A 25778-nucleotide genomic window follows, 5' to 3' on the forward strand; every position below is an offset into this window, starting at 1 on the left:
GGGCGATGAGGGGCGGCGCAAACCTGTGCGATTGCCCTGGCCATCATAGTTTCTCATTGCCATTTTGTTCCGCTCTCACGATTCTGCTCCTTTGGAGCGACTGATTCGATGCGTGAGATCATCTTCGACACGGAAACCACCGGCCTCGATTCGCGCGACGACCGCGTGATCGAGCTGGGCGGCGTCGAACTGGTCAACCGTTTCCCGACCGGCAGGACCTTCCACCACTACATCAACCCGCAAGGCCGAGCGATCCATGTCGAGGCACAGGCGGTGCACGGCATCAGCGCGGCGGACCTCGCGGGCAAGCCGACCTTTGCCGAGATTGTGCAGGAGTGGCTGGACTTTACCGACGGCGCCAAGCTGGTCGCCCACAACGCCACTTTCGATGTCGGCTTCCTCAACGTCGAATTCGGCCGGCTGGGTCACCCTGTCATCGACAACGGCGTCGTCGTCGACACGCTGGCGCTGGCGCGCCGCAAGCACCCGATGGGTCCTAATTCGCTCGATGCGCTCTGCCGGCGCTACGGCATCGACAACACCAAGCGCACCAAGCACGGCGCCCTGCTCGATTCCGAATTGCTGGCCGAGGTCTATATCGAGCTGATCGGCGGCAAGCAGGCGGCCCTCATCCTCGACAGCGCCACCGCGCCGGCCCAGGGCGAGAATGTCCGCCAGATCGAAATCGTCGTCGCCCCGCGCCCGGCGCCACTGCCGCCGCGCGTGACAGAAGCCGAACGTGCCGCGCACGCCGGCATGGTCGGGACATTGGGTGAAAAGGCGCTGTGGCTGAAGGTTCACGGGAACTAAAATCGTCCCGTTGGCGATCCTTGGCGCCCCCCTCTGCCCTGCCGGCGCCTCAATCGTCCCGCCCAAAACAAAAAACCCGGCGCAAGGCCGGGCTTTTCACAATCCGTGGCAGGCAGCCCTCAGCTCACCTGGACCTTCGACGACGCCTGGTCCTCCGCCAGCTTCTGCTGGAACATCTGCGCGAAGTCGATCGGGTCGAGCATCAGCGGCGGGAAGCCGCCATTGCGGGTTGCCTCGGCGATGATCTGGCGGGCGAACGGGAACAAAAGACGCGGGCATTCGATGAACAGGATCGGCAGCATGTGTTCCTGCGGAAAGCCTGCGATGGCGAACACGCCGCCATAGACCAGCTCGACATTGAACAGCACTTCCTGGTCGAAGGACGCCTTGGCGTTGAGCGTCAGATTGACGTCGAACTGCTTGTCGGAGAGCGGGTTGGCGTTGACGTTGACATTGATGGCGATGCCCGGCGCCTTGTCGCGGCCGCGCAGCGAATTCGGCGCGCCGGGGCTTTCGAAGGACAGGTCCTTCACATATTGCGCCAGAACGTTGAGCGACGGCTGCGCCGCATTGCCGTTTCCGTTGGCTGCGCCGACCGGCGCGTCATCTTTGCTGGCCATAAGCCTTGTCCTCTTGCCTGGGCAGCGTCGCTGACCGAATTGAAATCGGGCGTTCGCTACCATGGCGGGGATGACAAGACAAGGTTTGCCGCCTTGCTTCCCGGCTGCGGCATGGAGATGGGACGGCGCGCTAATCGTCCTTCAGGCGACGCCACGGCGAGTTGTGATCCGGGCCGCGCTTCAGATCGTCCTCGCGCGAATAGTCGCCGTCTTCGAGGTCGATGACCCTGTCGCGCTGGCGGCCACGAAAACCGCCGGTCGAGAAATCGGTGGCGACGACAATGCGGCCCTTGAACCGGCTCCAGGCAAAGTCGCGCAACGGCGGCAGAAACAGCAGCAGGCCGATAATGTCGGTGATGAAGCCGGGGATGATCAGGAGGATCGCCGCAACCACGATCATGGCGCCGTGCGCAAGGTGGCGGCTGGGGTTCTGGCCGGCGGCCATCTCGTTGCGGATGCGGGCCATGACACCAAAACCCTGGTATCGGAGCAAAAGCACGCCGGCGATGCTCGAGGCCAGCACGAGGCCTACCGTCGCCAGCGCGCCGACCTCGCGGCCGACGATGACGAAACCGGCAATTTCCAGCAGCGGCAGTGCAAGGAGAAAGAAGGGAAGCAGCGAAATGCGCAAGTCTTGCCAACCTTTTTCGATCGTCATGACCGTTTTGATTGTTTTGGCCGCCAGCTGGCAATCGCCGCTGGCACTGAGGCTGTTAGATAGGTATGCCTGCCTTTGATTTGAATGATTGCGCCTTGCGCTCTATATGCTTTGAATGTTGAACGCTATGCGACCGCGGCCGTTGGGCCTGACGGTCCGGCCACAGGGCAGGGATTGATTGGCGGAAGATATGGGATTCTTCGACTTCGGCACGATTTTCTTCCTGATTGCGGCGGTGGTCATCTTTTTCCAGCTGCGCAATGTGCTGGGCCGCCGCACCGGCAGCGAACGGCCGCCCTTCGATCCCTATTCGGCGGCTCGCACCAGCGACAAGGATGCCGCCCAGAAATCCGAAAACGTCGTCTCGCTGCCGCGCAAGCGTCCGCCAGGCGAGCCGGCTCCCGACGCCTATGCCGCGATCGACGCTTTCGCCAAGCCCGATACCGACCTCAACAAGGGCCTGCGCACGATCAAGGACAATGATCCGTCCTTCGAGCCGAAGGGTTTCGTCGACGGCGCCAAGATGGCTTACGAGATGATCGTCATGGCCTATGCCGACGGCGATCGCAAAACGCTGAAGAACCTGTTGTCGCGCGAGGTCTATGACGGTTTTGTCGCCGCCATCGGCGAGCGCGAGGCCAAGGCGGAAAAGATCCAGTCCTCCTTCGTCGGCATCGACAAGGCCGATATCGTCTCGGCCGAGATGAAGGGCGGCGAGGCGCATGTCACGCTGCGCATCATCAGCGAGCTGATTTCGGCGACCCGCGACAAGGCCGGTGCCGTCATCGACGGCGACCCGGAAACCGTGGCCGAGGTCAAGGATGTCTGGACCTTCGCCCGTGACACGCGCTCGCGCGATCCGAACTGGAAGCTCGTCGCCACCGAGGAAGAAGACTAGGGAATACGCGGCGAGGCTCCGGTGTCGCTATCGCCTCTTTTTGTCGAGAAAGCCTTCGGCGATCTGCCCGGCTGGGGCGATGACGACCATTCGGCCGCCTTCGCCGCCTTTCGGCGCTCGGCCTTCCATGTCCTGACCAAACCCTATCGCAGCGGCGCGCTCGGCGTCGACTTCGACGCCTTTGCGGATGTCTACGCCGAGGCCCGGACCGTTTCGCCGGCGAATCGGTCGCCGGTTTTGACCCGCGGCGAAGCTCGCGCCTTCTTCGAGCGCCATTTTGTCCCGGCGCTTATCCCTGCCGAAAATGGGCTCGTCACCGGTTTCTATGAACCGCAGGTCGAGACGTCACCGGTGCGCACGGACCGGTTTTCGGTGCCGCTGCTGTCGCGCCCGGCCGATCTCGTCGATATCGATGACGCAAACCGGCCGCCGGGCCTGGACCCCTATCTCGCTTTCGCGCGCCAGACGCCGAACGGGCCGGTCGAATATCATGACCGTGGCGAGATCGAGCGCGGCGCGCTTGATGGCAAGGGCCTGGAAATCGCCTGGTTGGCCGACAAGGTCGATGCCTTCTTCATTCACGTGCAAGGTGCCGCACGCCTCGCCATGACCGACGGCCGGCTTGCCCGCGTCACCTATGCCGCCAAATCCGGCCAGCGCTTCACCGGACCAGGCAAGGTCCTGAGCGAGATTGGCGAGATCCCGCTGGCGGAAGTGACGATGCAATCGATCCGCGCCTGGTTCAAGGCGCATCCGGACCGCGTCGACGAGATCCTGTGGCAGAACCGCTCCTACATTTTCTTCCGCCCGGCCGATGTCGAGGACGTTGCCCTTGGTCCGATCGCCGCCGCCAAGGTGCCGCTGACGCCGGGCCGCTCGATCGCCGTCGACCGCCTGCTGCACACATTCGGCACGCCCTTTTACATCGACGCGCCGACGCTCGCCGCCTTCGACGCAAAACCATTCCGCCGCCTGATGATCGCGCAGGACACTGGCTCCGCCATCACCGGGCCGGCGCGGGGCGACCTGTTCGCCGGTTCGGGCGATGCCGCGGGCGAGATCGCCGGCGTGGTCCGCAATGCCGCGGATTTTTATGCGCTGGTGCCGCGCGCGCTCATTGCGGGTGCGGTCCGATGACCCGGCGCCCGGACAAGCTCAGCGAGGACGACCGGGTTCTGTGGAACCTGGTGGCGCGCACGGCCAAGCCGCTGAAGGGGAAATTTGCCGTGGACATCCCCGAAATTCCTGCCGAGGCCAAGCCAAGCCAGTCGCAGCCCGCCCAGCCCGTCGCCAATGTCGCAGGGACCGCGAAGCCGAAGGCGCAGCATGTCACGCACCGCCTCGACGAACCGACGCTGGACAAATTGTCGAAGGGCCGGCTGCCGATCGAGGGCCGCGTCGATCTGCACGGCATGACGCAGGACGAGGCCTACTCGCTGCTGTTCTCGTTTCTGCACCGGGCGCATGCCGGCGGCGTCCGCTATGTCCTGGTCATCACCGGCAAGGGCTCGTCCTCCGGCGGCGATGGCGTGTTGCGGCGCGCCGTGCCGGCCTGGCTGTCGACGCCTGCCTTCCGGCCGCTCGTCTCCAGCCACGACCATGCCGCCCGCAATCACGGCGGTTCGGGTGCGCTCTATATCCGCCTGCGGCGGGTCCGTTCATGAGGATGGGCGCATGACCCCGTTCGGCGAGAAGCTGCGGACGCTGAGAAGCGAACGTGGTGTCCGCCAGAAGGACATGGCGGCGGCGATCGGCGTCAGCGCCGCCTATCTGTCGGCGCTCGAACATGGCAGGCGAGGCGCCCCGACCTGGACGCTGATCCAGAAGATCATCGGCTATTTCAACATCATCTGGGACGATGCCGAGGAACTGGCGCGGCTGGCCGAGGCCTCGCACCCGCGTGTAAAACTCGACACGTCGGGTCTTTCCCCCGCCGCCACCGAGCTCGCCAATCTGCTGGCGGAAAACATCGAGAAACTCGACGAAACCGAGCTTCGCCGCATCACCGCATCGATCCGCGGGGCGTTGAACCAGCGGCCGTAGCCTGACGGTCCGCGCCGGTACAAGTTCGCCTGCCTCACGAGGACACTGCCCGCCGGCGGGCAAAGTGGTGAGATCATTTCTTGCCGGCGGTGCCGCCATTTCCACCCCGGCCATGATCGCCGTGGTCGTGGCCATTGTTTCCGCCGCCCAGGCAGTCCGACGCCCCGGCATCACCGCAACAGCGGCCGGCCCAGAGGTCGTTGAGGTTGGCTTTGGCACAGCTGGTGGTCTGATCGGCCATGGCGGATCCGGCCATGCTCGACACCGCGATAGCGGCAAGAAGGGTGTTTCGCAGAAAAGCAGTCATCTGAAGTCTCCATGGTTGGTTTCGGTTCACGGCTGTGTGTCGCTGGCCGGAGCGAAATGGTTCACGGAGAAATGCGAATTCTGGCGGAGGGCCCATCGATTTCGTCATCCACGGGCGGAGCGGACGCGCAGACCCGAGGATCCATGCCGCGAGTTGCGAGCGTCGCGACGGGGCAAAAGATCTGGTGATGACGGTATGACGATTGCAGGCGCCTGTTCCTGCGCCGCAGCGTTCTTCATCGGCATCACGGCATGGATCCCGGGGTCTTCGCGACGGAGCTTCGCTCCTGCTCAGCCCTGTGATGACGAAGCGTTGGATGCCGCCCCTAGGGAAGCCGCCGTTGCCGGTGCCTACTGAACCGCGCCGACCAGAACTTGCTGGCCACCGCGGATCGAGACCCAGCGGCCGGTGTTGTCGATCGCCTGCCGCTTGAGGAAGCGGTAGCCGGTCGCGTCCCATGGCTTGACCTTGTCGGTCAGATTGTCGAGCACATAGTCGCCCTCGTCGGTGCGCACCGTCAGCACGGCGTGGCCCTCGCCGTCGGGCTTGCGCACGACGGTGATCAGAAGATCGGCAAGCGAGATGCTCATGCGCGAAAGCTGGCGTCGCTTTTCCAGCACATAGTCCTCGCAATCGCCGACGCCCTTGTCGGGATAGGCCCAGACCTCGTCCTTGCCGTAGATGTCCATGTCGCTCATCGGCTTGACGGCGGCGTTGACCCTGGCGGTGACATTGAGAAGCTTGCGCATCAGCGCGTCGGTCATCGGAGCCGGCGCCAGATTGGCCGGGCGGATCGAGCACTCGCCCGGATGCAGCTTGCAGAAATCATAGTGGCCGATCGGCTGCGAGGTGAGCCCCCCGGTCGCCATCGCTCCACCCGCCAAGGCCGGTGCCACCCAGCCCGCCGTCATTGCCAGCCCGGCCGCCACATACACGCGCAGCCGTCGCGCCATCGATGAGGAAATCATTGTCCCCGCTCACCCTTTGTTATTAACGAAAGGTTAAGGGGGATTTACAGTCCGTGTCAATTACGACGACGGTCGGATTGTCGGCATGGTTACCCGAGGGGCTGGACAGCGGCACTTGTGCAACAGAATCAGCCAGCCAGCCGGCTTTTACCGGTCAATCGCATGGCTTGTCGCCGTTAAGCTTGGTTTTATGCAAATCATCGTCCCAAAACCCGCAATTTTGGACGACGTGCATTATCTCTTGGCGGCGCGGACCAGCTTCGGCTTCGCCGCGACACGCTCCTGGCGGCCGTAGCTGGTGATGAAGTCGACGATGCGCGGCACGATTTCGGAGCGGAAGCGAGAACCGTTGAACACGCCGTAATGGCCGACCGCCGGCTGCATGTAGTGGGCGTGCCGCTCAGCCGGGATATTGGGGCAAAGATCATGCGCTGCCTTGGTCTGGCCAAGGCCTGATATGTCGTCGTTCTCGCCTTCGACCGTGAACAGCGCGACGTTGCGGATCGCCGACGGATCGATCCTGGTGCCGCGATGCGTCATCTCGCCCTTTGGCAAGGCCTGCCGCACGAAGACGGTGTCGACGGTCTGCAGGTAGAATTCGGCCGTCAGGTCCATGACCGCCAGATACTCGTCGTAGAAATCGCGGTGCTTCTCGGCATTGTCGCCATCATGCTTCACCAGATGCATGAAGAAGTCCTTGTGGGCGATGATGTGGCGATCGAGGTTCATGCTCATGAAGCCGGACAGCTGCAGGAAGCCTGGATAGACCTCGCGGCCGAAGCCTGGCACCGGCCACGGCGCATGCATCACGACATTGTCGCGGAACCAGTCGATGCCTTTTTCCTGCGCCAGCAGATTGACCGCGGTCGGGTTGCTGCGCGTGTCGATAGGCCCGCCCATCAACGTCATCGTCGAGGGCACGAACGGGTCGCCCTTGGATTCCATCAGCGCCACGGCGGCCAGCACCGGCACGGAAGGCTGGCACACCGCCATCACATGCGTGTCCGGCCCGAGCGTGTGCAGCATGTCGATGACATAGTCGATGTAGTCGTCGAGATCGAATTGGCCGTCGGCAAGCGGCACCATGCGGGCATCGACCCAGTCGGTGATGTGCACGTCGGCATAGGGCAGCATCGCTTCCACCGTGCCGCGCAGCAGCGTCGCATAATGGCCCGACATCGGCGCCACGATCAGAAGCTTCGGATCGGGCTTGCGCCCGGCGGGGACAGCGCGCTCGAAGCGCACGAGATTGCAGAACGGCTTCGACCAGACGGTCTTCTCGGCGACCTCGACGCTCTTCCAGTCGACCACGGTCTTGCTCAGGCCGAAGGCCGGCTTGCCGTAGCGGCGCGTGGTGCGCTCGAACAGTTCGGCCGTCGCCGCGATCGAACGGCCCCATTGCGTGTGGGAAAACGGATTGAGCGGATTGGAGTAGAACATCCGCACCGCGTCGGCATAGAGGCGCGCCGGCTGCAGGGCGGCGTGGTTCATCTCATAGAGCTGGTAGAACATCGAGAAACCCCGCTGCTGCCTGCGACCGAAGGCACGACGAGCAGCGCCGAGCCTAAATGTCTCGCGGGGAAGTTAACAACTAATTGCTGCGATGCAATACGTCACGCTGCGTGACCAATGCTTCTTTGGTTCAAGGCCATGGAAATCGGGGCCGAACGGTGCCAGCCGGCTCAGTGTGCGGCTGCGAAATGTGTAGGTAATGTGTCCGGCCCTTGCCGGACACAGGAAGCTCTAGACGCGCGCCATGCACACGGAAGTGTGGCCGGAGCCGATGAAGCCGAGCTGGCCGGCCGCGCCCTTCGACAGGTCGAGCACGCGTCCCTTGATGAACGGACCGCGATCGTTGATGCGCACGACGACGCTGCGGCCGTTGTTCTTGTTGGTCACCCTGAGCTTGGTGCCGAAAGGCAAGGTGCGATGCGCGGCGGTCATCGCCGACGGGTTCATGCGCTCGCCCGAGGCGGTTCTGGAGTGCAGGGCGTACCACGAGGCGCGGCCGCACTGGGCGGCGGCGGTCGCCGAAGAAGCGCCGACCATCAGGCCAGCAGCGATCGTTACCGCGACAATCGCGGTCTGTTTTGGGTTCTTCATATTTGGGGGATGGCTCCGTTTTTGACAGACCCCAGCCGTTAGGTGCCAAATAAGGCGGGAAATGCGGCAGTGATCTGGCGGTTCCGTGGCAATGGCACACGTTTGGAGTCGCTGGGTAACAGTCTGTCAGGGATTTTCCGGCACGCGATGATCAATCAACGATGATCTTTGTGTTGCTATCGGGCATCCGTTTGACAAGATCGAACATTAATATCCAAGTAGAGCTCGGCGCGGCCGGGCCACTTCCTTTGGCTCTTTTATCGCGGTCCCGATGCTGTAACCAATCGACTTCAAAAGGGAGATCCGGCAATGAGGCTGACCAAAAATCTGCTGGCGTTGATTGTGCTTGCCGTCGGCGCGCTGTGGTCGCTGCAAGGCATCGGCGTTGTCGGCGGCAGCTTCATGACCGGCCAGTCGCAATGGCTCTATATCGGCGTCGTCACCATGCTGGTCGGGCTGATCGGGTTGGTGTGGGCGAACCGGTCAAGCGGGTGAGCTTGATGAAAGGTCGACCCCACTCCGGCCCTTCGGGCCACCTCTCCCCCGATCGACGGGGGAGAGGAAAAGCGCGAGCTCGCCGACCTTGGCTCCTTTCCTCTCCCTCCGGAGGGGGGGAGAGGTGGTGCTGCGAAGCTGCGACGGAGTGGGGGAAGGCGGTCCTCCAGGGCCCTGCCCCCGACAGCCCTACCCGAACAGCCGATCCAGAATCTTGCCCTCCAGCCGGGCCAGCTCCACCGAACCGCGCCGGCGCGGCCGTTCCACGGGCACATCCAGATCGAGCGCGACCCGGCCTTCACTGATCACCACGACCCGGTCGGCGAGCGCGACCGCTTCGGCGACATCATGCGTGACCAGCACGGCCGTGAACTTCTGCGCGATCCAGATGCGTTCCAGAAGCTGCTGCATCTCGATGCGGGTCAGGGCGTCGAGTGCGCCGAGCGGCTCGTCGAGAGCCAGGATCTGCGGGTGGCCGACCAGCGCGCGGGCCAGCGCCACGCGCTGCTTCTGACCTCCGGACAGCACCGAAGGCCATTCGTCGGCCCGGTCGGCAAGCCCGACCTCGCCGAGGATGTCGAGCGCGCGGTGCCTCGCTTCGCTACCGGTGGCGATGCCGGTCAGCCCGACCTCGACGTTTTTCACCACGCTGGCCCAGGGCAGGAGCCGTGGCTCCTGGAACATGAAGCGCGTGCGGCTGTGTCCTTCCTCTTCGACGCCGAAGGACAGCGATCCCGATGTCGGCCGGTCGAGCCCGGCCAGAAGCCGCAACAGCGTGCTCTTGCCGCAGCCGCTCTTGCCGATGACGGCGAGGAACTGCCCGGCCGGCACGTCCAGGTCGATGCCGTCGAGCACGGTCTTGTCGCCGAAGCGCTTGCCGGCATGCCTGAAGGCAAAGGCCCGCTGTCCTTCGACGGAGCCGATCGGCCGCACCGGCGTGGCGACGAAGGAACGGGCTGCGGTCAGGCTGGCGGCGGTCATGGGCAATCTCTCATCCGTTCTGGAAGGCCGGATGCCAGCCAAGCGACAAACGCTCGAGCAGGCGGGCGAGGCTGTCGGCGAGCTTGCCGAGCAGCGCGTAGATCAGGATCGACAGCACGACGACATCGATCAGCAGGAATTCGCGCGCCTGCATGGCCATGTAGCCGAGGCCCGAACTGGCCGAGATGGTTTCGGCGACGATCAGCGTCAGCCACATGATGCCCAGGGCATAGCGCAGGCCGACGAAGATCGACGGCAGCGCGCCGGGCAGGATGACGCGGAAGAACAGGGCGCGCCGGTCCATGCCGTAGACGCGGCCCATCTCGACCAGCTGTGGGTCGACGCTCTGGATGCCGAGCAGCGTGTTGACGTAGATCGGAAAGAACACGCCGAGCGCCACCAGGAACAGCTTGGCTTCCTCGTCGATGCCGAACCACAGGATGACCAGCGGGATCAGCGCCAGATGCGGAATGTTGCGGATCATCTGCAGCGTCGTGTCGGTCAGGCCGCGGCTGAGCGTCGACAGCCCGTTGGCAAGGCCAAGCGCAAAACCGATGGAGCCACCGACGGCAAAGCCGGCAAGGGCGCGCGCGGTCGAGACGCCGATGTTGCGGATCAGTTCGCCCGACAGCGTCAGCCGCCAGAAGGCCTCGGCGACCGCGCTGGGCGCCGGCAGCACGTTGGCCGGCATGACGCCGGCGCGGCTGGCAATCTCCCAGCCGGCAATGATCAGCGCCGGCAGCAGCCAGCCGATGGCGTTGCTATGCAGGCGCGTGGAAAAGCTCATGACGAAGCCTGCAGGCGGTTGGCGCCATGGAAGCCGACCGAGAATTCGTTGGCGATGTTCTCATGCGCCCGCTGCCGCCTGGTGCCGAGCCCGAGCTTCGGAAACAGAAGCTCGGCGACGCGGTAGGCCTCCTCGAGATGCGGATAGCCCGAGCCGATGATGGTATCGATGCCGATCGCCTGGTATTCGCGGATGCGCCCGGCGATCTGTTCCGGCGTGCCGACCAGCGCCGTGCCGGCGCCGCCGCGCACCAGCCCGACGCCGGCCCACAGATTGGGCGACACCACCAGCCTGTCACGGCGGCCGCCATGCAGCTCCGACATGCGGCGCTGGCCGACCGAATCCATCTGGTTGAGGAAGCGCGCCTGCGCGTTTTCGATCTGGGCGTCGGTGACATGGCTGATCAGCCGGTCGGCGGCGCGCCAGGCTTCGTCCTCGGTCTCGCGCACGATGAAATGCAGCCGGATGCCGAAGCGCAGTTTTCTGCCGCGCCGCGCCGCCTTTGCGCGCGCCGCGGCCAGCTTCTCGGCGACCTGCGCCGGCGGTTCGCCCCAGGTCAGATACATGTCGACGAGGTCCGCGGCGAGGTCCTGGCCGGCATCCGACGATCCGCCGAAATAGAGCGGCGGCCGTTCCTGGTGCGGCAGAAGGTCGAGGCGGCCATTTTCGACGCGGTAATATTTGCCGTTGAAATTGACCCGCTCGCCGGACACCAGGCCGCGCCAGATGGTCAGGAATTCATGCGCCTGGGCATAGCGCTCGTTATGCGGCAGGAAGACGCCGTCGCCGGCGAGCTCGGTCGGGTTGCCGCCGACCACGACATTGAGCAGCAGGCGGCCATTGCTCAAGCGATCGAGGGCGGCGGTCTGGCGTGCGGCGAAAGTCGGCAGCGTCACGCCCGGCCGCAGCGCGACCAGGAACTTCAGTTTTTCGGTGAGTGTCGCGAGGCCCGTCGCGGTGATCCAGGAATCCTCGCAATTCTGGCCGGTCGGCAACAGCACGCCGGGAAAGCCGAGCCGGTCGACCGCCTGCGCGATCTCCTTGAAGTAGCCGAATTCGGGCGGCCGCTGCTGCTCCTCGGAACCGAGATAGGAGCCGTCGCCATGCGTCGGGATGAACCAGAAGAAATCGAGCGGTGCGGTGCTGGCAGGCGCGGTCATGTCTGGCACAGTCACGGGCGGATCTCCTGGAGATATGGGTGCGAACGCAAATGGCGCCGGGCGTTCTCATCCGGCGCCGTCAGGGGACAAGTCAGTTGCCGGGTGCCGTCCACACCGCGTCGGAGATGCGGACCGCGTTCGGGATCAGCCCGAGCTTGAAGAAGCGGTCTGCGGTCGCCTGCTGGCCGGCGATGATCTCGTCGGTGATCGGGAAGACGCCGAATTTGGTGCGGTTGGCGGCGATGATCTGCGCGTCGAGCGGCACGCCGGTCACCTCATGCAGCGCCGCGGCCACCTTGTCGCGGTTCTGGTCGGCCCATTTCGCCGCCTCGCCCAAGGCTGATATCGTTGTGGTGACGGTTTCGGGATGCGCCTTGGCGAAGTCCTTGTTGGCGAGGAAATAGGTGTTGACCTTCAGCACCTCGCTGGAGCGGGCCAGCACACGCGGCTGGTAGCGGGTTTCGGCGATGGCGAAGAACGGATCCCAGACGGTCCAGGCATCGATCTGGTCGCTGGCAAAGGCTGCGGCCGCATCCGCCGGGCTGAGATAGACCGGCGTGATCTGGTCGAACGGGATGCCGGCCTTCTCCAGCGCGGCGACGAGCAGATTGTGCGCGCTGGTGCCCTTGCCGACACCGACGCGCTTGCCCTTGAGATCGGCGACCGACTGGATCGGCGACGCCGGCTTGACGAAGATCGCCTCGCCCTCGCCATTCGACGGCAGCGCTGCGGCATAGACGATGTTGGCACCGGCCGACTGGCCGAAGATCGGCGGCGCGTCGCCGGTCCAGCCGACATCGATGGCGCCGACATTGAGCGCCTCGACCAGCGGCGGACCGGCGGTGAACTCGACCCACTTGACCGTCACGCCCTTGTCTTCAAGTGCCTTCTCGATCACCTGCTGCTGCCTGGCGATCACCGGCAGGCCGGTCTTCTGATAGCCGATGCTGAACTGCTTCAGCTCCTGCGCCGTGGCGCCGGACGACACGGCAACCGTCGCCGCCAGCAGGCCGATGCCGAAAACACGTCTCGTTAGATTGAACATTGATCCCTCTCCTTCGCTGCGGATCGGCGCCGGAAATGGCCTCGCCGGTTGGAAGATGGATGAGGCTAGGTAATTCTATAAATTTAGTAGAGGAATGATTTTGCGAGTTAGAGGGGAGAATGGGAATTATCTTCTTTGGCTACCTGGAATTCGTCATCCTGGGGTCTGCGCTGCGTCGCTTCGCCCTTGCTCGCCCTAGGATGACGAAGACGCGGGGGCTAGTGCCAATCGCCAATCCCCTCACTGCGACCAGTACTGCCAGGCCCAGTAAAAACTCTCGTCGCGTGGCGGCAGGCGGTCGCGCTCGGCGTCCCAGCGGACCGGCGTTGGCGATTTCGGTTGCTGTTCAAGCGGCTGGCTTTCCCTGGTCCAGGCGAGAAGCCAATTGCCGGCTTGGGCGAACAGCACGGCGGTGGAATGGGTCATCGTCATTCTCTCCTGCTCTTCTGATTCCCAATCATTCGCGTCCCGCCCACGGGACGAGCACGCGCTCGATCCTGCGGAGGGTGAATTCCAGCACGAAGGCAATGGCCGCGATCACCAATATGCCCATCACCACCACGTCGGTGACGAGGAACTGGGCGGCCGATTGGATCATGAAACCAAGCCCGCGCGTCGCCGCCACCAGTTCGGCGGCGACCAGCGTCGACCAGCCGGCGCCGAGCGCGATGCGCAGGCCGGTCAGGATCGACGGCAGCGCGCTGGGCAGGATGACATGGCGGACCACTTGGCGCTGAGTAGCGCCCAGTGAGCGCGCCGCATTGATGCGTTCCTGCGAAACGCCGCGAACGCCGGACGCGGTCGACAATGCCACCGGCGCCAGCATGGAAATAGTGATCACCAGGATCTTCGACGGTTCGCCGATGCCGAACCAGATGATGACCAGCGGCAGGTAGGCGAGCGGCGGGATCGGCCGCAGGAACTCCAGCAGCGGATCGAAGATGCCGCGCCCGATCGTGCTGATGCCGATGGCGAGCCCAACCGGCACGCCGACGAGGATGGCGGCGACCAGCGCGGCGAAAACCCGGCCCAGGCTGGCGACGGCATGCTGCAGCAGCGTCGCATCGACGAAGCCGTCGCGGGCGACGGTGATGAACTTGTTCCACACCGCAACCGGCGAGGGCAGGAACACTGGCGACACCAGTTGCAGGCGGGCCGACAGCGCCCACAGCGCCAGCACCACCAGGATGGTCACCACGCTGACCGCGCGCGCGGAAACGCCTTTGCGTTTCGGGCTGGACCGCGACCACGGCACCGACAGGCCGTCGGCCTCGTCGACCTTGTGTCCCGGCCGCTCGGTGTAGGAGGTAACGGTCATGCCGCCTCTCCTTCGAAGATCGCGTCGGTTAGTTCGCCGCGCGCCGCGGCGAAGGCCGGGTCGGCCTTGATGGTGCGGATGGCCTCGCCCGATGCGTAGCGCCTGGAGAAGCCCGGTTCGAAAGTTTGCACCACGCGGCCCGGGCCAGGCGCCAGCACGACGATGCGGGTGGCCAGCACCAGCGCCTCCTCGATGCCATGCGTCACCATCAGCACGCCGACATCGCTTGCCGTCCACAGATCGAGCAGCGTCGTCTGCATGCGCTCGCGCGTCAGCGCATCGAGCGCGCCGAGCGGTTCGTCGAGCAGCAGGAATTCGGGTTCGGCGGCGAGCGCCCGGGCCAGGCCGACACGCTGGCGCATACCGCCGGAAAGCTCCCAGATGCACTTGTCGCCGGCGTCGGCGAGCTTCACCAGCGCCAGCAGCTCATCGGCGCGCCGCGCCCGCTCGGCCGGAGCGACACCGCGCAGCCTGAGCGCGAAGGCAACGTTTTCGCGCGCCGTCAGCCATGGGAACAAAGCATCGTTCTGGAACACCACCGCCCGGTCCGAGCCAGGTGCTGTGATCGGCTTGCCGTTGATTGAAGCCGTACCGCGCGCCGGCGCGACAAGGCCGGCGGCGACGTTGAGCAGCGAGGTCTTGCCGCAGCCGGAACGGCCGACCAGCACGACGAAATCGCCCTTGGCGACATCGATCGACACCCGCTCGACCGCAGGCGCTGCCTGGCCGTCATAGTGGATCGAGACCTTGTCCAGTACGAGATGCGGGTCGAGCACGAGATGCGGCATGGATGCCTCGCGGTTCGTTGAAATCCGACTGCCCCGGCCCTCGTCAGCGGTTCCGGGGCAGTCAGCACGCGGCGTTAGGGAAAAAGATCCGCGCGCGTTCAGAGCAATTCCAGGAAAAGCGTGAAGCGGTTTTCCGTCCGGAATTGCGTTAAGCGAGTACTAGTTCGAGGCGAGCGCCTCGGTGACGTATTTCGACGATACGTATTTCGAATAGTCGGGAAGCACGGCGTCGATCTTGCCTTGCTCCTTGAGGAAGGTGGATGTCGCTTCGACCGCCTTGACCGTGCCGCCGCCGAGGAATTTGTCGGAGGCCTGCTCTTCCAGCGTCGGGAAGACATAGCCCTTGAGCAGCTGCGGCACTTCTTCCAGCTTGGCGCCGGTGAGTTTGGCGATCGCGGCCGCCTGCGGCGACGATACCGACCAGGCTTCGGGCTTGGCGAGGAACTCGGCATATGCCGCGCCCGTCACCTTGACGAAGTCGCGCACCGCTTCCGGGTTCTTTTCGGCGAAGTCGGTGCGCACGATCCAGGCGTCGAAGGTCGGCGCGCCCCAGGCGGCGACCTGCGAGGAATCCACCACCACCTTGCCCGTCGTCTTGATCTGGCCGAGCGCCGGATCCCAGACATAAGCGGCGTCGATGTCGCCGCGCGAGAAGGCGGCGGCGATTTCCGGAGGCCGGAGATTGAGGATCTCGACCGACTTCGGATCGACGCCCTCATGCTTCAGTGCTGCGAGCAGGCTGTAATGCGTCGTCGAGACGAACGGCACGGCGACCTTCTTGCCGGCGAGATCGGCGATTTTCTCGATGCCGGCGCCGTTGCGTGCCACCAGCGCCTCGGATTCGCCGATCAGGCCGACGATGAAGATGGTCTGGATCGGCAACTCGCGGCTCGCCGCCGCCGCCAGCGGACTCGAGCCGACATAGCCGATATCGACCGAACCGGAAGCGACCGCGGCGATGACATCGGCGCCGGAATCGAATTTGCGCCAATCAATGGTGGCCTTCGTCGCCTTTTCATAGGCGCCGTCGGCCTGCGGCACTTTCGAGGGTTCGACCACCGTCTGGTAGCCGATGGTGATCTTGAGGTCGTTGGCAAGGGCCGGGCCGAGGAAGGCCGCACCGGCAAGTGCCGCCGACGAGAGCAGAAGAATGCGTCGCGAAATGGTGGACATGAAGGGCTCCTGAAAAGAGAAAAACCGGAATGCTTCATAATAGTCAGCTAATTCTATGGTTCTTGTAGAGTTAAATCCTTCCAACCAAGGCGGGCTTGTTAGAAAAAAGCTGTCGATGGTGAGGTGGTGAGGCGGATAGGGTGGTTGCGGTGGGGCAGAGTGTCGCCACAGGGCAGGCCTTTCGACGCCGGCGGGCCAGCGCCCCCCTCTGTTCCACCGACCTTTAACCTCCTGAACTGCGGTGATGGCTCCGCCTACGCCCACCGCGAACTAGAATTCCCGCTTCCGGCCTCTTCCAGGCAAATTCATGCCTCAAATAACCGCCGATTTGACAACCCATTCCGCGTGTTCGAGGGTAAGTATAGTAATCTTATCGACATTGAGATTGGAGGCGACGATGAGCAGTCACCATATCGCGATGATCGCGCCCCCAAACTCGTGCGCTTTTGTGTCCCTGTGGGCACAAAGGCTAGTCAAAATGGCCCGCGCGGCTTGAAAACGAAGCAAAATCAGAAGTTCTCGGCTTGTACATCATGTCACTAGAATTTATGTGTCATGCGGGCTTGGACGCGGCGGCAACGCACGCCAGGCGTTTTGCAACCGATGGTTCCATGCCGTCGCATGCCAGAGAAAATTTGATCTCATGCTCACCAAAAAAGGTAAGTACGGCCTCAAGGCGCTTGTCCACCTCGCGCGATTGCCGGCCGGGCAGCTCGCCTTCGTCAACGACGTCGCCACCGGCAACAACATCCCGAAGAAATTTCTCGACGCCATCCTGGGCGAGTTGCGCAATGCCGGCTTCGTCCAGAGCCGCAAGGGCAAGGATGGCGGCTATCGCCTGGCGCGCCCCGCCGACGAGATCAAGGTCGGCCATGTGGTGCGCGTCCTCGACGGTCCGCTGGCGCCGATCCCCTGCGCCAGCCGCACCCAGTACCAGCGCTGTGAAGATTGCAACGAGGCGAGATGCCAAGTCCGACATCTGATGCTCGAGGTCCGGCAGGCGATCGCCGAGGTGCTCGATCAGCGCAGCCTCGCCGAAATGCGCGATATCTCTCTCGACGACCTGTCGGTCGGCATCGGCGATCTGCCGGTCGCGGTGAAGGTCCAGGCCTGACACTGGCGCTGCGCAGAGCGAAGGCATGCCTATGACCGGGCGCGCCAACTCCATCATCATTGTCGGTGGCGGCGCCAGCGGCGTCGTGCTGGCCGCGCATCTCCTGAAGTCGCCCAATCCCGACCTGCGCGTCACGCTGATCGAAAGGCGCCCGCATTTCGGCCAGGGCATCGCCTATTCGACGCTGCTGTCGGCGCATGTACTGAATGTCAGCGCCGCCGGCATGAGCGCCTATGCCGACGATCCCGGCAATTTCTGGCGCTGGCTTCAGGAACGCGGCCTGGCAACGGCTGAGGAGGCGCCCTTCTATGCGCCACGCAGCATCTATGCCCGCTATCTCGGCGAGTTGCTGGTCGATCTGGAAGCGCGGGAAAAGCAGAGCGGTCGGCTTCGGCTGATCCGCGAGGAAAGCCTCTCGATCACGCCCACCGCCTCCGGCGTCGAAGTGGCGCTGGCCAACGGCACCAGCGTCGTTGCGCATCTCGCCGTGCTGGCCACCGGCCACGACGAGGAGCCGGCGCAAGGCCATGCCATCAGGATGGGATCGGAAGCCGACACAGCACTTCCGCCCGGCGCCGGCGTCATGGTGCTGGGCACCGGCCTCAGCATGGTCGATGCTTTCCTGGCGCTGGAGCAACGCGGCCATCGCGGCGACATCATAGCTGTGTCCAGGCGCGGCCTGCTGCCCTCGCCGCATCGCAAGGGCAATCCGATCAAGCTCGACGTCGCCGACATTCCGCTCGGCACGCAGCTCTCCTATTTCGTCGGCTGGTTCCGCGACCTGATCAAGGAAAACCAGAAGGCCGGCATCGACTGGCGTGACGTCGTCGACGGGCTGCGGCCGTTCAACCAGAAGATCTGGCAGAACTGGCCGGCTTCCGCCAAACGCCGCTTCGTCGAGCACACCAAGGCCTGGTGGGACATCCACCGCCATCGCATGGCGCCCGAGGTCTACGCCCGTGTCACCGAGGCCGTGCAATCCGGCCGCATCCGCCTGGTCGCCGGCCGCGTCGTCGACATTGCGCGCAACGGCGAATTCACCGTCCAGGTCCAGTCGCGTCACACGCAGCGTCTCGAGACCTTCGAGGTTGCCCGCATCTACGATTGCTCTGGCATCGTCAGGGACATCTCGACCTCGTCGAACAGCGTCGTGCGCTCGCTGGTCGACCGCGGCCTGGCAAGGCCGGATCCGCTGCGCATCGGCCTCGACGTATCGACCAAATGCGAGATCATCGCCGGCGACGGAACCGTTTCGGCCAAGATCCTCGCCGTCGGCCCGCTGACGCGCGGCACCTTCTTCGAGATCGACGCCATCCCCGATATCCGCGTGCAGTGTGCGAGGCTGAGCAAGCAGCTGCTGGGGTAGGCTGTGTCGATATTCAGGTGATGCCGGCCTGCAAATGCGGCTTCCTGTGGCTTCCGGTGCTCACGTACCCAAAAGTACGCTCTGCTCCGGTTCTCGGAATCTGCCATTTTCGGCTCGGCCTGACCTGAATCTCAACACACCCTCCAAGCCCTTGAGGCACAAACCGGAATTTCATTCCGCATCTGGCCGGTTGATTGGCACGATCTATCTTCTTTCCGACTGCAAAGGGCTGGAAAAGAGGCTACGCTGCCGCCCTGCCCAGAGGCGGTCGCTTGGTCATGGAGCATCGATATGAGCGAGCATGAGATCGCCACACTGGACAGTGCCCCCTCGGAAGCCGAATTGTCCCGCCTGCGTCCGCCCTACAAGTCGGTGCTCGACCTGATCGGCCAGACGCCGGTGGTCGAGCTGACCAAGTTCGACACCGGCAAATGCCGGCTGTTCATCAAGCTCGAAAGCCAGAATCCCGGCGGCTCGATCAAGGACCGCATCGCGCTGTCGATGATCGCCGCGGCTGAAAAGCAGGGCAAGCTCAAGCGCGGCGGCACCATTGTCGAGGCGACGGCCGGCAACACCGGGCTTGGCCTTGCCCAGGTCGGCATCCCCAAGGGCTATCGCATCGTGCTGGTGGTGCCCGACAAGATGTCGCGCGAAAAGATCCAGCACCTGCGCGCGCTCGGCGCCGAAGTGCGCATGACGCGCTCCGATGTCGGCAAGGGCCATGCCGAATATTACCAGGACATGGCCGAGAAGATCGCGGCGGAAACGCCCGGCGCCTTCTATGCCAACCAGTTCGCCAACCCGGCCAATCCGCTGGCGCATGAAACCACCACCGGCCCGGAGATCTTTTCGCAGCTCGACGGTGATGTGGATGCCGTGGTGGTCGGCGTCGGCTCGGGGGGCACGCTGACCGGGCTTGGCCGCTACTTCGCAAAAGTGTCGCCGAAGACCGAAATGGTGCTGGCCGATCCGGTCGGCTCGGTGCTGGCGCCGCTGATCAAGACCGGCAAGATGGAAGAGGCCGGCAGCTGGACCGTGGAAGGCATCGGCGAGGATTTCGTGCCGCCCAATGCCGATCTGTCGCTGGTCAAGAAGGCCTATTCGATCCCCGACAAGCAGAGCATGCTGGCGGTGCGCGACCTCTTGTCCAAGGAAGGTATCCTTGCCGGCTCATCCTCGGGCACGCTGCTGTCGGCGGCGCTGCGCTATTGCCGCGAGCAGACGGTGCCCAAACGCGTCGTCACCTTCGTCTGCGACAGCGGCAACAAGTACCTGTCGAAGGTGTTCGACGATTTCTGGCTGGCCGAGCAGGGGCTGGCCGAGCACGAGCAGCATGGCGATCTGCGCGACCTGGTGATGCGCTCGCACCGCACCGGCGACACCGTCTATGTCGGCCCGGACGAAAGCCTGCTCAATGCCTATGGCCGCATGCGCCGCTCCGATGTCTCGCAGCTGCCGGTGCTCGACAATGGCAAGCTCGTCGGCATCGTTGACGAAAGCGACATACTGGCCAAGGTCGACGGCCCTTATGACGGCCGCTGGGAGCGCTTCAACGGCCCGGTGCGCACGGCCATGACCTCCAACCTGCACACGCTGCAGGCCAGCCAGACGCTGGACGCGCTGCTGCCGGTGTTCGACCGCAACGAGGTCGCCATCATCTTCGACGGCGACGAATTCGTCGGCCTGATTACCCGCATCGATCTGATCAACCATCTGAGGCGCGCACGATGACCAGCAATACTCCGCCAGCCGGGAAAAACCGTCTGGCTTTCTCGACGCGCACCATCCATGGCGGCCAGAGCCACGACCCGCTGACCGGCGCGGTGATGGTGCCGATCTACGCCACCTCGACCTATGGCCAGCAATCGCCCGGCGTGCACAAGGGCTTTGAATATGCCCGCAGCCAGAACCCGACGCGCTTTGCTTTCGAGCGCGCGGTGGCCGACCTCGAAAGCGGCTCGGCCGCGTTCGCCTTCGCGTCAGGGCTGGCGGCGATCGCCACCGTGCTGGAGCTGCTCGATTCCGGTGCGCATATCGTCGCCACCGACGACATCTATGGCGGTTCCTTCCGGCTGATGGAGCGGGTGCGCAAACGCTCGGCCGATCTGCAGGTCTCGTTCGTCGACTTCACCGACCTTGCCGCCGTCGAGGCCGCGATCCGGCCCGAGACGAAAATGCTGTGGGTCGAAACCCCCACCAACCCGCTGCTGCGCATCGTCGACCTCGAAGGCGTCGCCGCACTTGCCAGGCGCAAGGGGATTCTCACGGTCGCCGACAACACCTTCTGCAGCCCCTATATCCAGCGGCCGCTGGAGCTCGGCATCGACATCGTCGTGCATTCGACGACCAAATATCTCAACGGCCATTCCGACATGGTCGGCGGCGTCGCCGTGGTCGGCGACAACAAGGATCTGGCCGCCCAGCTGAAATTCCTGCAGAACGCCATCGGCGCCATTTCGGGCCCGTTCGACAGTTTTCTGGCGCTGCGCGGCCTCAAGACCTTGGCGCTCAGGATGGAGCGCCATTCCGCCAACGGCCTGAAGATCGCGCAATGGCTGGAAGCGCGCCGCGACGTCCGCCGCGTCATCTATCCCGGCCTCGCCAGCCACCCGCAGCACGCCGTCGCCGTCCAGCAGATGCATGCCTTCGGCGGCATGATCACAGCCGTGCTCGACCGCGACCTAGCCGGCACCAAAAAGTTCCTCGAACGCACGCAATTGTTCACGCTCGCCGAAAGCCTCGGCGGTGTGGAGAGCCTGATCGAACACCCGGCGCTGATGACGCATGGCTCCATACCGGCGGAGAAACGGGCCGAGATCGGCATATCGGATTCGCTGGTAAGGTTGTCGGCGGGGATCGAGGATGGCGATGATCTGATTGCGGATCTGGAGCAGGCGCTGGCGGGTTAGAAGCTTAATCAACTTGCAACTTCAGCGTTGCCCCTCATCGCCCTGCCTTGGCTCCTTTCCTTTCCCTCCGGAGGGGAGAGAGGTGGCTCGGCGAAGCCGAGACGGAGTGGGGGAAGGCGTTCGCAGACGCGCAGTCGCCGCAAGACAGGCACAATCTGACGAGCAAGAGACCTCAGGGCGCGCGGCGAGGGTCGACCCCCACTCCGTCGAGCTTCGCTCGACACCTCTCCCCCGATCGACGAGGGAGAGGAAGGGCAAGGGGCGGCGCGCGGACGTCTCATGATGATGGACCGGCCAATTGACCCCGAACCCCATCTGCCCGAAATGTAGCGCCCCATGGCCACGCGCGAACCACCCAAGCCCACTGAACCCCTCACTTTCGCCGTGCTGGTGTTCCCAGGTTTTCCGATGATGGCGTTCAGCTCGGTCATCGAGCCGCTGCGCGCCGCCAATGTCCTGGCGAAACGGCAATGCTATCGCTGGATCATCGTCGGCGGCACGAAAGGTGCGGTCGAGGCGTCGAACGGCGTCGTCATCCAGCCGGGCTTTTACGCCGAGGATGCGCCGAAGGTCGACCGCATCGTCGTCTGCTCGGGCGGCGATGCCGATCACCTCGTCGCCGAGGACGCTGCACACTGGATCCGCAAGAGCCTGCGCAATGGCGCCCATATCGGTGCGGTGGCGGATGCCGCGTTCTTCCTGGCGCGCGCCGGCCTGCTCGACGGCCATGCCTGCACCTTGCACTGGACCAGCCAGGCCGCCTTCACCGAAGCCTTCCCCAACATCGAGCTCAGGCGCGACCTCTATGTTATCGACCGCAAGCGCTTCACCTCGGCCGGCGGTGTCGGCAGCCTCGACATGATGCTGGAGATCATCACCCGCGACTACGGCGCCGAGCTTGCCGCCGGCGTCGCCGAATGGTTCGTGCACAGCCAGCTGCGCTCCAGCATCGACCGCAAGATGATGCCGCTGCGCCTGCGCACCGGGGTCCAGAACGAGCTGGTGCTGTCGGCCATCGCCATCATGGAGGACGCGGTCGAGGAGCGGCTCGGCATGGCCGAGCTGACCGCGAAGCTCGGCGTGTCCTCAGACAAGCTCGAGCGCTCCTTCCGCTCCGAACTCGCCATCTCGCCCAATGGCTATTACCGGCGCCTGAGGCTCAAACGCGCCGCCGATCTTTTGGCGCATTCGACGCTCGCCGTGCGCGACGTGGCGCTGGCGTGTGGGTTTGCCTCGATGTCGAGTTTTGCCCGGGCGTTTCGCGAGGAGCATGGCCATCCGCCGAAGCTGGCGCGACGGCATTAGGCTTGGCGCTCGCTGACGCGGTGAGATGTTGGCGGGACAGCGCCCCCCTCTGTCCTGCCGGACATCTCCCCCTCAAGGGGGGAGATCGGACTGCATCTCTGCTTTCGCCAATCTCAGATGTTGAAGAAAAGAACGGCGGCATCGAAAATGCCAATCTCCCCCTTGAGGGGGAGATGCCGGGCAGGGCAGAGGGGGGCGCGAAGGATCGCGACGCAACCGATTAGCCAGCGGCATCCCGCACAACAGCTGCGGTTTTCCGCACAATCCTCCCGCCCCTCTTGCGCCATGCTGCGACCTCGCAACCCAGCCAAGGCCGAGCCCATGAGCATCGTCGTTTTCGACCCCGACAGCACCGAGGACGTGAACTTCAAGGATCGCATGCGCCACCCCGCGGCGGCCGATCCGGCCGGCGGCATGTGGCTGTCGGACACCGAACCGTCCTTCATCGATGCCGATGCCCTGCGCAAAGGCCGGCTGGCCAAGCTGCGCGGCTGGATGCGCAAGGCCGGCTATGGCGGCGTGGTGCTGTTCGATCCGTACAACCAGCGCTACGCCACCGGCTCGCGCAACATGTTCGGCTATTTCCTGCGCAACTCGACCCGCTATTTCTTTATCCCGACCGACGGGCCGATCGTGCTGTTCGAATACCCGCAGAGCTATCATGTCTCCATGGTACTCGACACGATCGACGAGGCGCGGCCTTCCAAGTTGGTCTGGTCGTCGGTCTCGGGCCGCGACGACGAGACCGCAGGTCCGTTCGCCGACGAGATCGCCGAGCTTTTGAAAAAGCATGGCGGCGGCTCGATGAAGCTCGGCCTCGACCGCTGCAGCCATCTGCAGGCGCTGGCGCTGGAAAAGCGCGGCTGTGAGGTCAGGGATTGCCAGGGCGAAATCCTGGCGGTGCGCGCGGTGAAGACGCCGGAGGAAGTGAAATGCCTGCAGGTGTCGATGGCCGGCGCCGAGGCTGCCGTCTATGCGGTGCGTGAGGCGATCAAGCCCGGCGTTTCCGAAAACGACCTGTTCGCCATCATGTATGGCGAGGTCATCCGCCAGGGCGGCGAGTTCATCGAGACGCGGCTGCTGACATCAGGCCAGCGCACCAACCCGTGGTTCAACGAGGCCAGCGGCCGCAAGATCCGCCCCGGCGAACTCTTGGCGCTCGATACCGACACCATCGGCTGCTACGGCTATTATTCGGATTTCTCGCGCACCTTCCGCTGCGGGCCAGGCAAGCCGACCCCTTACCAGAAGTCGCTCTACCGCATGGCGCACGATCAGGTTCAGCACAACATTTCGATCGTCAAGCCCGGCATGGCCTTCCGCGAGATCGCCGAGCAGGCGTGGAAGATCCCCGACCGTTTCGTCGACCAGCGCTACACCTCGGTCATGCACGGCGTCGGCATGCATGGCGAAACGCCGTTCATCGCGCATGCCATGGATTACGAGACCTATGGCCGCGACGGCCATATCGTGCCAGGCATGGTGGTGAGCGTCGAAAGCTATATCGGCGAAAAGGGCGGCCGCGAGGGCGTCAAGCTGGAGGACGAGATCCTGATCACCGAGACGGGCACGGAGCTTCTGTCGCGCTTTCCTTATGAGGACGAGTTTCTGGAGACGCAGGTTTGATACGGGCAACCAATGAGCGCCTCGTTGCCTGGCGCCCCCCTCTGTCCCGCCGGCATACGGAAGGGTCTTTGACTGCCTCGCCCATGCATCACGCAGGCGCCGCATGAAAACGCCCATCTCCCTCAAGCCCGGCACGGTGGCCGCGATCTTCATCGACCTGCAGGAAGAGCACCGGCAGGACCCGCGCTACCTCGTCGAGGGCTTTCCCACGATCCTCGCCAACGTCCAGCGCCTGCAGGCGGCGGCGCGGCGGAACCAGGTGCCGCTCTACCACTGGGCCTACATCGTCGATCTCGACAAGCAGGACCGCCCGTTTCATCCGCTCGGCGAGGACGGCAAGTCGGCCTTTTCCGACAAGAGCGATCCGCTGACCGAAATCTGCCATGAGGTGGCGCCGGCCAAGGGCGAGGCGCTGCTGATCAAGGCCGAGGCCAGCGCCTTCCGCACCGGGCCGGCGGCGGGCGACATCAAGTCGGCCGGCATCGAATGGTTGGTCATATCAGGCGTCTGGACCGAGGCCTGCATCGACGCGTCGGTCAAGGATGCGGTGGCCAAAGGCTTTCGCGTGCTGCTGGTCAAGGATGCCTGCGGCAGCGGCAGCGCGGCCATGCACCAGACCGGGATCCTCAACCTCGCCAACCGGCTCTATGGCGGCGCCGTCACCGACACCGACGGCGCCTGCCGGCTGCTGGCCGGCGAAACCGTCACCGTCTGGCAGGTCGAGGGCTCGGTGCCGCTGCGTTTCAGCTTCGACAACGCGGCCGCGCTCTACGCCGATCTATGACGCGCGGCCCCTACGAAACACGGCTCGACCCGGCCCTTTGGGCCTATATCGACGCCGTCAACGCCTGGCATCCGCCCGAGATCATCGGCCTGCCGATCGACAAGCAGCGCGCCGTCTATGACAGGATGAGCCGGGCTTTCCACCAGGGCCGCCCGCCCGGCGTCAAGGCCAGCGACGGGCTGATCGCCGCCGCCGGCCGCGACATCCCGGTCCGGCGCTACCGGCTCGAGGGCAACGCCGCCAAGGCGATGGTGGTCTACTACCACGGCGGCGGCTTCATCCTCGGCGGGCTCGAAAGCCATGACGACATCTGCGCCGAGCTCTGCGCCGGCACAGGTTTCGACGTGCTGTCGGTCGATTACCGGCTGGCGCCGGAGCATCTTCATCCCGCCGCCTTCGATGATGCGGTGGCCGCCTTCGAATGGGCAGCGGCGAGATCAGGCCTGCCGCTGGTGCTGTGCGGCGAAAGCGCCGGCGGCAATCTCGCCGCGGCGGTGGCGCAGGCGACGCGCCGCCACGC

At 64.6% G+C, this 25778-nt stretch carries 28 protein-coding genes; 14 read left to right on the plus strand and 14 right to left on the minus strand.

Going from position 1 to position 25778, the window contains the following annotated elements:
- Positions 1–108: 108 nt before the first annotated feature.
- Positions 109–810 (plus strand): DNA polymerase III subunit epsilon, encoded by a 702-nt coding sequence (dnaQ, locus tag EN969_RS00680; protein WP_063169604.1) that lies wholly within the window; start codon positions 109–111, stop codon positions 808–810.
- Positions 811–929: 119 nt separating this feature from the next.
- Here dnaQ and secB read toward each other — a convergent pair whose 3' ends face one another.
- Both secB and EN969_RS00690 read right to left on the minus strand, forming a co-directional pair.
- The gene (gene secB, locus EN969_RS00685; RefSeq protein ID WP_013528724.1) at positions 930–1430 is read right to left on the minus strand and encodes a protein-export chaperone SecB; all 501 of its coding nucleotides are present in this window, start codon (positions 1428–1430) and stop codon (positions 930–932) included.
- A gap of 130 nt (positions 1431–1560) precedes the next feature.
- Complete coding sequence (locus EN969_RS00690; protein WP_082826715.1) at positions 1561–2061, minus strand: FxsA family protein; 501 nt, start codon at positions 2059–2061, stop codon at positions 1561–1563.
- Between the two features lie 217 nt (positions 2062–2278).
- Here EN969_RS00690 and EN969_RS00695 point away from each other — a divergent pair, with 217 nt between their 5' ends.
- The 4 genes from EN969_RS00695 to EN969_RS00710 are packed head-to-tail and all read left to right on the plus strand — an operon-like array spanning position 2279 to position 5029.
- The gene (locus tag EN969_RS00695; RefSeq protein WP_027161247.1) at positions 2279–2986 is read left to right on the plus strand and encodes a Tim44/TimA family putative adaptor protein; all 708 of its coding nucleotides are present in this window, start codon (positions 2279–2281) and stop codon (positions 2984–2986) included.
- Between the two features lie 21 nt (positions 2987–3007).
- Entirely contained in the window at positions 3008–4123 is a 1116-nt protein-coding gene (locus tag EN969_RS00700) for a murein transglycosylase A (RefSeq protein ID WP_063169605.1), read from the plus strand.
- A complete protein-coding gene (locus EN969_RS00705) occupies positions 4120–4650 on the plus strand; it encodes a Smr/MutS family protein (protein WP_024502221.1) in 531 nt (176 codons plus the stop codon). The genes EN969_RS00700 and EN969_RS00705 overlap by 4 nt, the downstream gene beginning before the upstream one ends.
- Positions 4651–4660: 10 nt before the next feature.
- On the plus strand, positions 4661–5029 hold the full coding sequence (locus tag EN969_RS00710) for a helix-turn-helix transcriptional regulator (protein WP_063169606.1): 369 nt from the start codon (positions 4661–4663) through the stop codon (positions 5027–5029).
- A 73-nt stretch (positions 5030–5102) separates the two neighbouring features.
- On the opposite strand, the gene EN969_RS00715 is transcribed toward EN969_RS00710, so the two are convergent.
- The 4 genes from EN969_RS00715 to EN969_RS00735 form a co-directional block, all read right to left on the minus strand.
- Complete coding sequence (locus tag EN969_RS00715) at positions 5103–5270, minus strand: hypothetical protein (protein WP_245441843.1); 168 nt, start codon at positions 5268–5270, stop codon at positions 5103–5105.
- 416 nt (positions 5271–5686) lie between these two features.
- Positions 5687–6304: a transglutaminase-like cysteine peptidase gene (locus EN969_RS00720; RefSeq protein ID WP_013528717.1), complete on the minus strand. Its 618-nt coding sequence runs from the start codon at positions 6302–6304 to the stop codon at positions 5687–5689.
- Positions 6305–6538: 234 nt separating this feature from the next.
- Positions 6539–7816 (minus strand): polyhydroxyalkanoate depolymerase, encoded by a 1278-nt coding sequence (locus EN969_RS00730; RefSeq protein ID WP_063169608.1) that lies wholly within the window; start codon positions 7814–7816, stop codon positions 6539–6541.
- 231 nt (positions 7817–8047) lie between these two features.
- Positions 8048–8407, minus strand: coding sequence for a septal ring lytic transglycosylase RlpA family protein (locus EN969_RS00735; RefSeq protein WP_013528714.1), 360 nt, complete (start codon positions 8405–8407; stop codon positions 8048–8050).
- Between the two features lie 309 nt (positions 8408–8716).
- Here EN969_RS00735 and EN969_RS35175 point away from each other — a divergent pair, with 309 nt between their 5' ends.
- Positions 8717–8902, plus strand: a complete 186-nt coding sequence (locus tag EN969_RS35175) for a hypothetical protein (RefSeq protein WP_024502222.1) — start codon at positions 8717–8719, stop codon at positions 8900–8902.
- A 189-nt stretch (positions 8903–9091) separates the two neighbouring features.
- Here the strand turns inward: EN969_RS35175 and EN969_RS00745 are convergent, their stop codons facing one another.
- The 8 genes from EN969_RS00745 to tauA form a co-directional block, all read right to left on the minus strand.
- Positions 9092–9883 (minus strand): ATP-binding cassette domain-containing protein, encoded by a 792-nt coding sequence (locus tag EN969_RS00745; RefSeq protein WP_063169609.1) that lies wholly within the window; start codon positions 9881–9883, stop codon positions 9092–9094.
- Between the two features lie 10 nt (positions 9884–9893).
- Complete coding sequence (locus tag EN969_RS00750; protein ID WP_027161252.1) at positions 9894–10670, minus strand: ABC transporter permease subunit; 777 nt, start codon at positions 10668–10670, stop codon at positions 9894–9896.
- The gene (gene ssuD / locus EN969_RS00755) at positions 10667–11830 is read right to left on the minus strand and encodes an FMNH2-dependent alkanesulfonate monooxygenase (RefSeq protein ID WP_063169610.1); all 1164 of its coding nucleotides are present in this window, start codon (positions 11828–11830) and stop codon (positions 10667–10669) included. Before ssuD ends, EN969_RS00750 begins: the two co-directional genes overlap by 4 nt.
- A gap of 91 nt (positions 11831–11921) precedes the next feature.
- A complete protein-coding gene (locus tag EN969_RS00760) occupies positions 11922–12875 on the minus strand; it encodes a sulfonate ABC transporter substrate-binding protein (protein WP_127224153.1) in 954 nt (317 codons plus the stop codon).
- Between the two features lie 240 nt (positions 12876–13115).
- Positions 13116–13301 carry a hypothetical protein gene (locus tag EN969_RS00765; protein WP_013528709.1) on the minus strand — a complete coding sequence of 62 codons (186 nt, stop codon included), beginning with the start codon at positions 13299–13301 and terminating at the stop codon, positions 13116–13118.
- A gap of 31 nt (positions 13302–13332) precedes the next feature.
- A complete protein-coding gene (locus tag EN969_RS00770) occupies positions 13333–14193 on the minus strand; it encodes an ABC transporter permease subunit (RefSeq protein ID WP_063169611.1) in 861 nt (286 codons plus the stop codon).
- Positions 14190–14981: a taurine ABC transporter ATP-binding protein gene (locus tag EN969_RS00775; protein WP_013528707.1), complete on the minus strand. Its 792-nt coding sequence runs from the start codon at positions 14979–14981 to the stop codon at positions 14190–14192. The genes EN969_RS00770 and EN969_RS00775 overlap by 4 nt, the downstream gene beginning before the upstream one ends.
- Before the next feature lie 159 nt (positions 14982–15140).
- Positions 15141–16154 carry a taurine ABC transporter substrate-binding protein gene (gene tauA, locus EN969_RS00780; protein ID WP_024502228.1) on the minus strand — a complete coding sequence of 338 codons (1014 nt, stop codon included), beginning with the start codon at positions 16152–16154 and terminating at the stop codon, positions 15141–15143.
- 643 nt (positions 16155–16797) lie between these two features.
- On the opposite strand from tauA, the gene EN969_RS00785 reads away from it, so the two are divergent.
- From EN969_RS00785 to EN969_RS00825, 8 genes are all read left to right on the plus strand, one after another.
- Positions 16798–17268 carry an Rrf2 family transcriptional regulator gene (locus tag EN969_RS00785; protein ID WP_063169612.1) on the plus strand — a complete coding sequence of 157 codons (471 nt, stop codon included), beginning with the start codon at positions 16798–16800 and terminating at the stop codon, positions 17266–17268.
- A gap of 31 nt (positions 17269–17299) precedes the next feature.
- On the plus strand, positions 17300–18634 hold the full coding sequence (locus tag EN969_RS00790) for an FAD/NAD(P)-binding protein (protein WP_013528704.1): 1335 nt from the start codon (positions 17300–17302) through the stop codon (positions 18632–18634).
- 291 nt (positions 18635–18925) lie between these two features.
- Positions 18926–20365, plus strand: a complete 1440-nt coding sequence (locus EN969_RS00795) for a pyridoxal-phosphate dependent enzyme (protein ID WP_063169613.1) — start codon at positions 18926–18928, stop codon at positions 20363–20365.
- Positions 20362–21543 carry a PLP-dependent aspartate aminotransferase family protein gene (locus EN969_RS00800; RefSeq protein WP_063169614.1) on the plus strand — a complete coding sequence of 394 codons (1182 nt, stop codon included), beginning with the start codon at positions 20362–20364 and terminating at the stop codon, positions 21541–21543. The genes EN969_RS00795 and EN969_RS00800 overlap by 4 nt, the downstream gene beginning before the upstream one ends.
- A 336-nt stretch (positions 21544–21879) precedes the next feature.
- A complete protein-coding gene (locus EN969_RS00805) occupies positions 21880–22848 on the plus strand; it encodes a GlxA family transcriptional regulator (RefSeq protein WP_024504110.1) in 969 nt (322 codons plus the stop codon).
- Between the two features lie 321 nt (positions 22849–23169).
- Complete coding sequence (locus EN969_RS00815; protein ID WP_063169616.1) at positions 23170–24474, plus strand: Xaa-Pro peptidase family protein; 1305 nt, start codon at positions 23170–23172, stop codon at positions 24472–24474.
- 103 nt (positions 24475–24577) lie between these two features.
- A complete protein-coding gene (locus tag EN969_RS00820; RefSeq protein ID WP_063169617.1) occupies positions 24578–25258 on the plus strand; it encodes an isochorismatase family protein in 681 nt (226 codons plus the stop codon).
- Positions 25255–25778 (plus strand): alpha/beta hydrolase (locus tag EN969_RS00825; RefSeq protein WP_164758120.1); only part of this gene is annotated, 524 nt, incomplete at its 3' end. The genes EN969_RS00820 and EN969_RS00825, both read left to right, overlap by 4 nt.

Source organism: Mesorhizobium sp. M7A.F.Ca.CA.003.01.2.1 (genome assembly GCF_003998945.1).
Lineage (GTDB): Bacteria > Pseudomonadota > Alphaproteobacteria > Rhizobiales > Rhizobiaceae > Mesorhizobium > Mesorhizobium ciceri.

Excerpts from the sequence above, each read along its gene's own strand:
- EN969_RS00785 (WP_063169612.1), top strand. The coding sequence starts at position 16,798 with ATGCTCACCAAAAAAGGTAAGTACGGCCTCAAGGCGCTTGTCCACCTC.
- EN969_RS00705 (WP_024502221.1), top strand. The coding sequence starts at position 4,120 with ATGACCCGGCGCCCGGACAAGCTCAGCGAGGACGACCGGGTTCTGTGG.
- EN969_RS35175 (WP_024502222.1), top strand. The coding sequence starts at position 8,717 with ATGAGGCTGACCAAAAATCTGCTGGCGTTGATTGTGCTTGCCGTCGGC.
- EN969_RS00765 (WP_013528709.1), bottom strand. The coding sequence starts at position 13,301 with ATGACCCATTCCACCGCCGTGCTGTTCGCCCAAGCCGGCAATTGGCTT.
- EN969_RS00720 (WP_013528717.1), bottom strand. The coding sequence starts at position 6,304 with ATGATTTCCTCATCGATGGCGCGACGGCTGCGCGTGTATGTGGCGGCC.
- tauA (WP_024502228.1), bottom strand. The coding sequence starts at position 16,154 with ATGTCCACCATTTCGCGACGCATTCTTCTGCTCTCGTCGGCGGCACTT.
- EN969_RS00820 (WP_063169617.1), top strand. The coding sequence starts at position 24,578 with ATGAAAACGCCCATCTCCCTCAAGCCCGGCACGGTGGCCGCGATCTTC.
- EN969_RS00815 (WP_063169616.1), top strand. The coding sequence starts at position 23,170 with ATGAGCATCGTCGTTTTCGACCCCGACAGCACCGAGGACGTGAACTTC.
- secB (WP_013528724.1), bottom strand. The coding sequence starts at position 1,430 with ATGGCCAGCAAAGATGACGCGCCGGTCGGCGCAGCCAACGGAAACGGC.
- EN969_RS00715 (WP_245441843.1), bottom strand. The coding sequence starts at position 5,270 with ATGGCCGATCAGACCACCAGCTGTGCCAAAGCCAACCTCAACGACCTC.
- EN969_RS00760 (WP_127224153.1), bottom strand. The coding sequence starts at position 12,875 with ATGTTCAATCTAACGAGACGTGTTTTCGGCATCGGCCTGCTGGCGGCG.
- dnaQ (WP_063169604.1), top strand. The coding sequence starts at position 109 with ATGCGTGAGATCATCTTCGACACGGAAACCACCGGCCTCGATTCGCGC.
- ssuD (WP_063169610.1), bottom strand. The coding sequence starts at position 11,830 with ATGACCGCGCCTGCCAGCACCGCACCGCTCGATTTCTTCTGGTTCATC.
- EN969_RS00695 (WP_027161247.1), top strand. The coding sequence starts at position 2,279 with ATGGGATTCTTCGACTTCGGCACGATTTTCTTCCTGATTGCGGCGGTG.
- EN969_RS00775 (WP_013528707.1), bottom strand. The coding sequence starts at position 14,981 with ATGCCGCATCTCGTGCTCGACCCGCATCTCGTACTGGACAAGGTCTCG.
- EN969_RS00800 (WP_063169614.1), top strand. The coding sequence starts at position 20,362 with ATGACCAGCAATACTCCGCCAGCCGGGAAAAACCGTCTGGCTTTCTCG.
- EN969_RS00790 (WP_013528704.1), top strand. The coding sequence starts at position 17,300 with ATGACCGGGCGCGCCAACTCCATCATCATTGTCGGTGGCGGCGCCAGC.
- EN969_RS00745 (WP_063169609.1), bottom strand. The coding sequence starts at position 9,883 with ATGACCGCCGCCAGCCTGACCGCAGCCCGTTCCTTCGTCGCCACGCCG.
- EN969_RS00730 (WP_063169608.1), bottom strand. The coding sequence starts at position 7,816 with ATGTTCTACCAGCTCTATGAGATGAACCACGCCGCCCTGCAGCCGGCG.
- EN969_RS00795 (WP_063169613.1), top strand. The coding sequence starts at position 18,926 with ATGAGCGAGCATGAGATCGCCACACTGGACAGTGCCCCCTCGGAAGCC.
- EN969_RS00805 (WP_024504110.1), top strand. The coding sequence starts at position 21,880 with ATGGCCACGCGCGAACCACCCAAGCCCACTGAACCCCTCACTTTCGCC.
- EN969_RS00770 (WP_063169611.1), bottom strand. The coding sequence starts at position 14,193 with ATGACCGTTACCTCCTACACCGAGCGGCCGGGACACAAGGTCGACGAG.
- EN969_RS00750 (WP_027161252.1), bottom strand. The coding sequence starts at position 10,670 with ATGAGCTTTTCCACGCGCCTGCATAGCAACGCCATCGGCTGGCTGCTG.
- EN969_RS00735 (WP_013528714.1), bottom strand. The coding sequence starts at position 8,407 with ATGAAGAACCCAAAACAGACCGCGATTGTCGCGGTAACGATCGCTGCT.
- EN969_RS00710 (WP_063169606.1), top strand. The coding sequence starts at position 4,661 with ATGACCCCGTTCGGCGAGAAGCTGCGGACGCTGAGAAGCGAACGTGGT.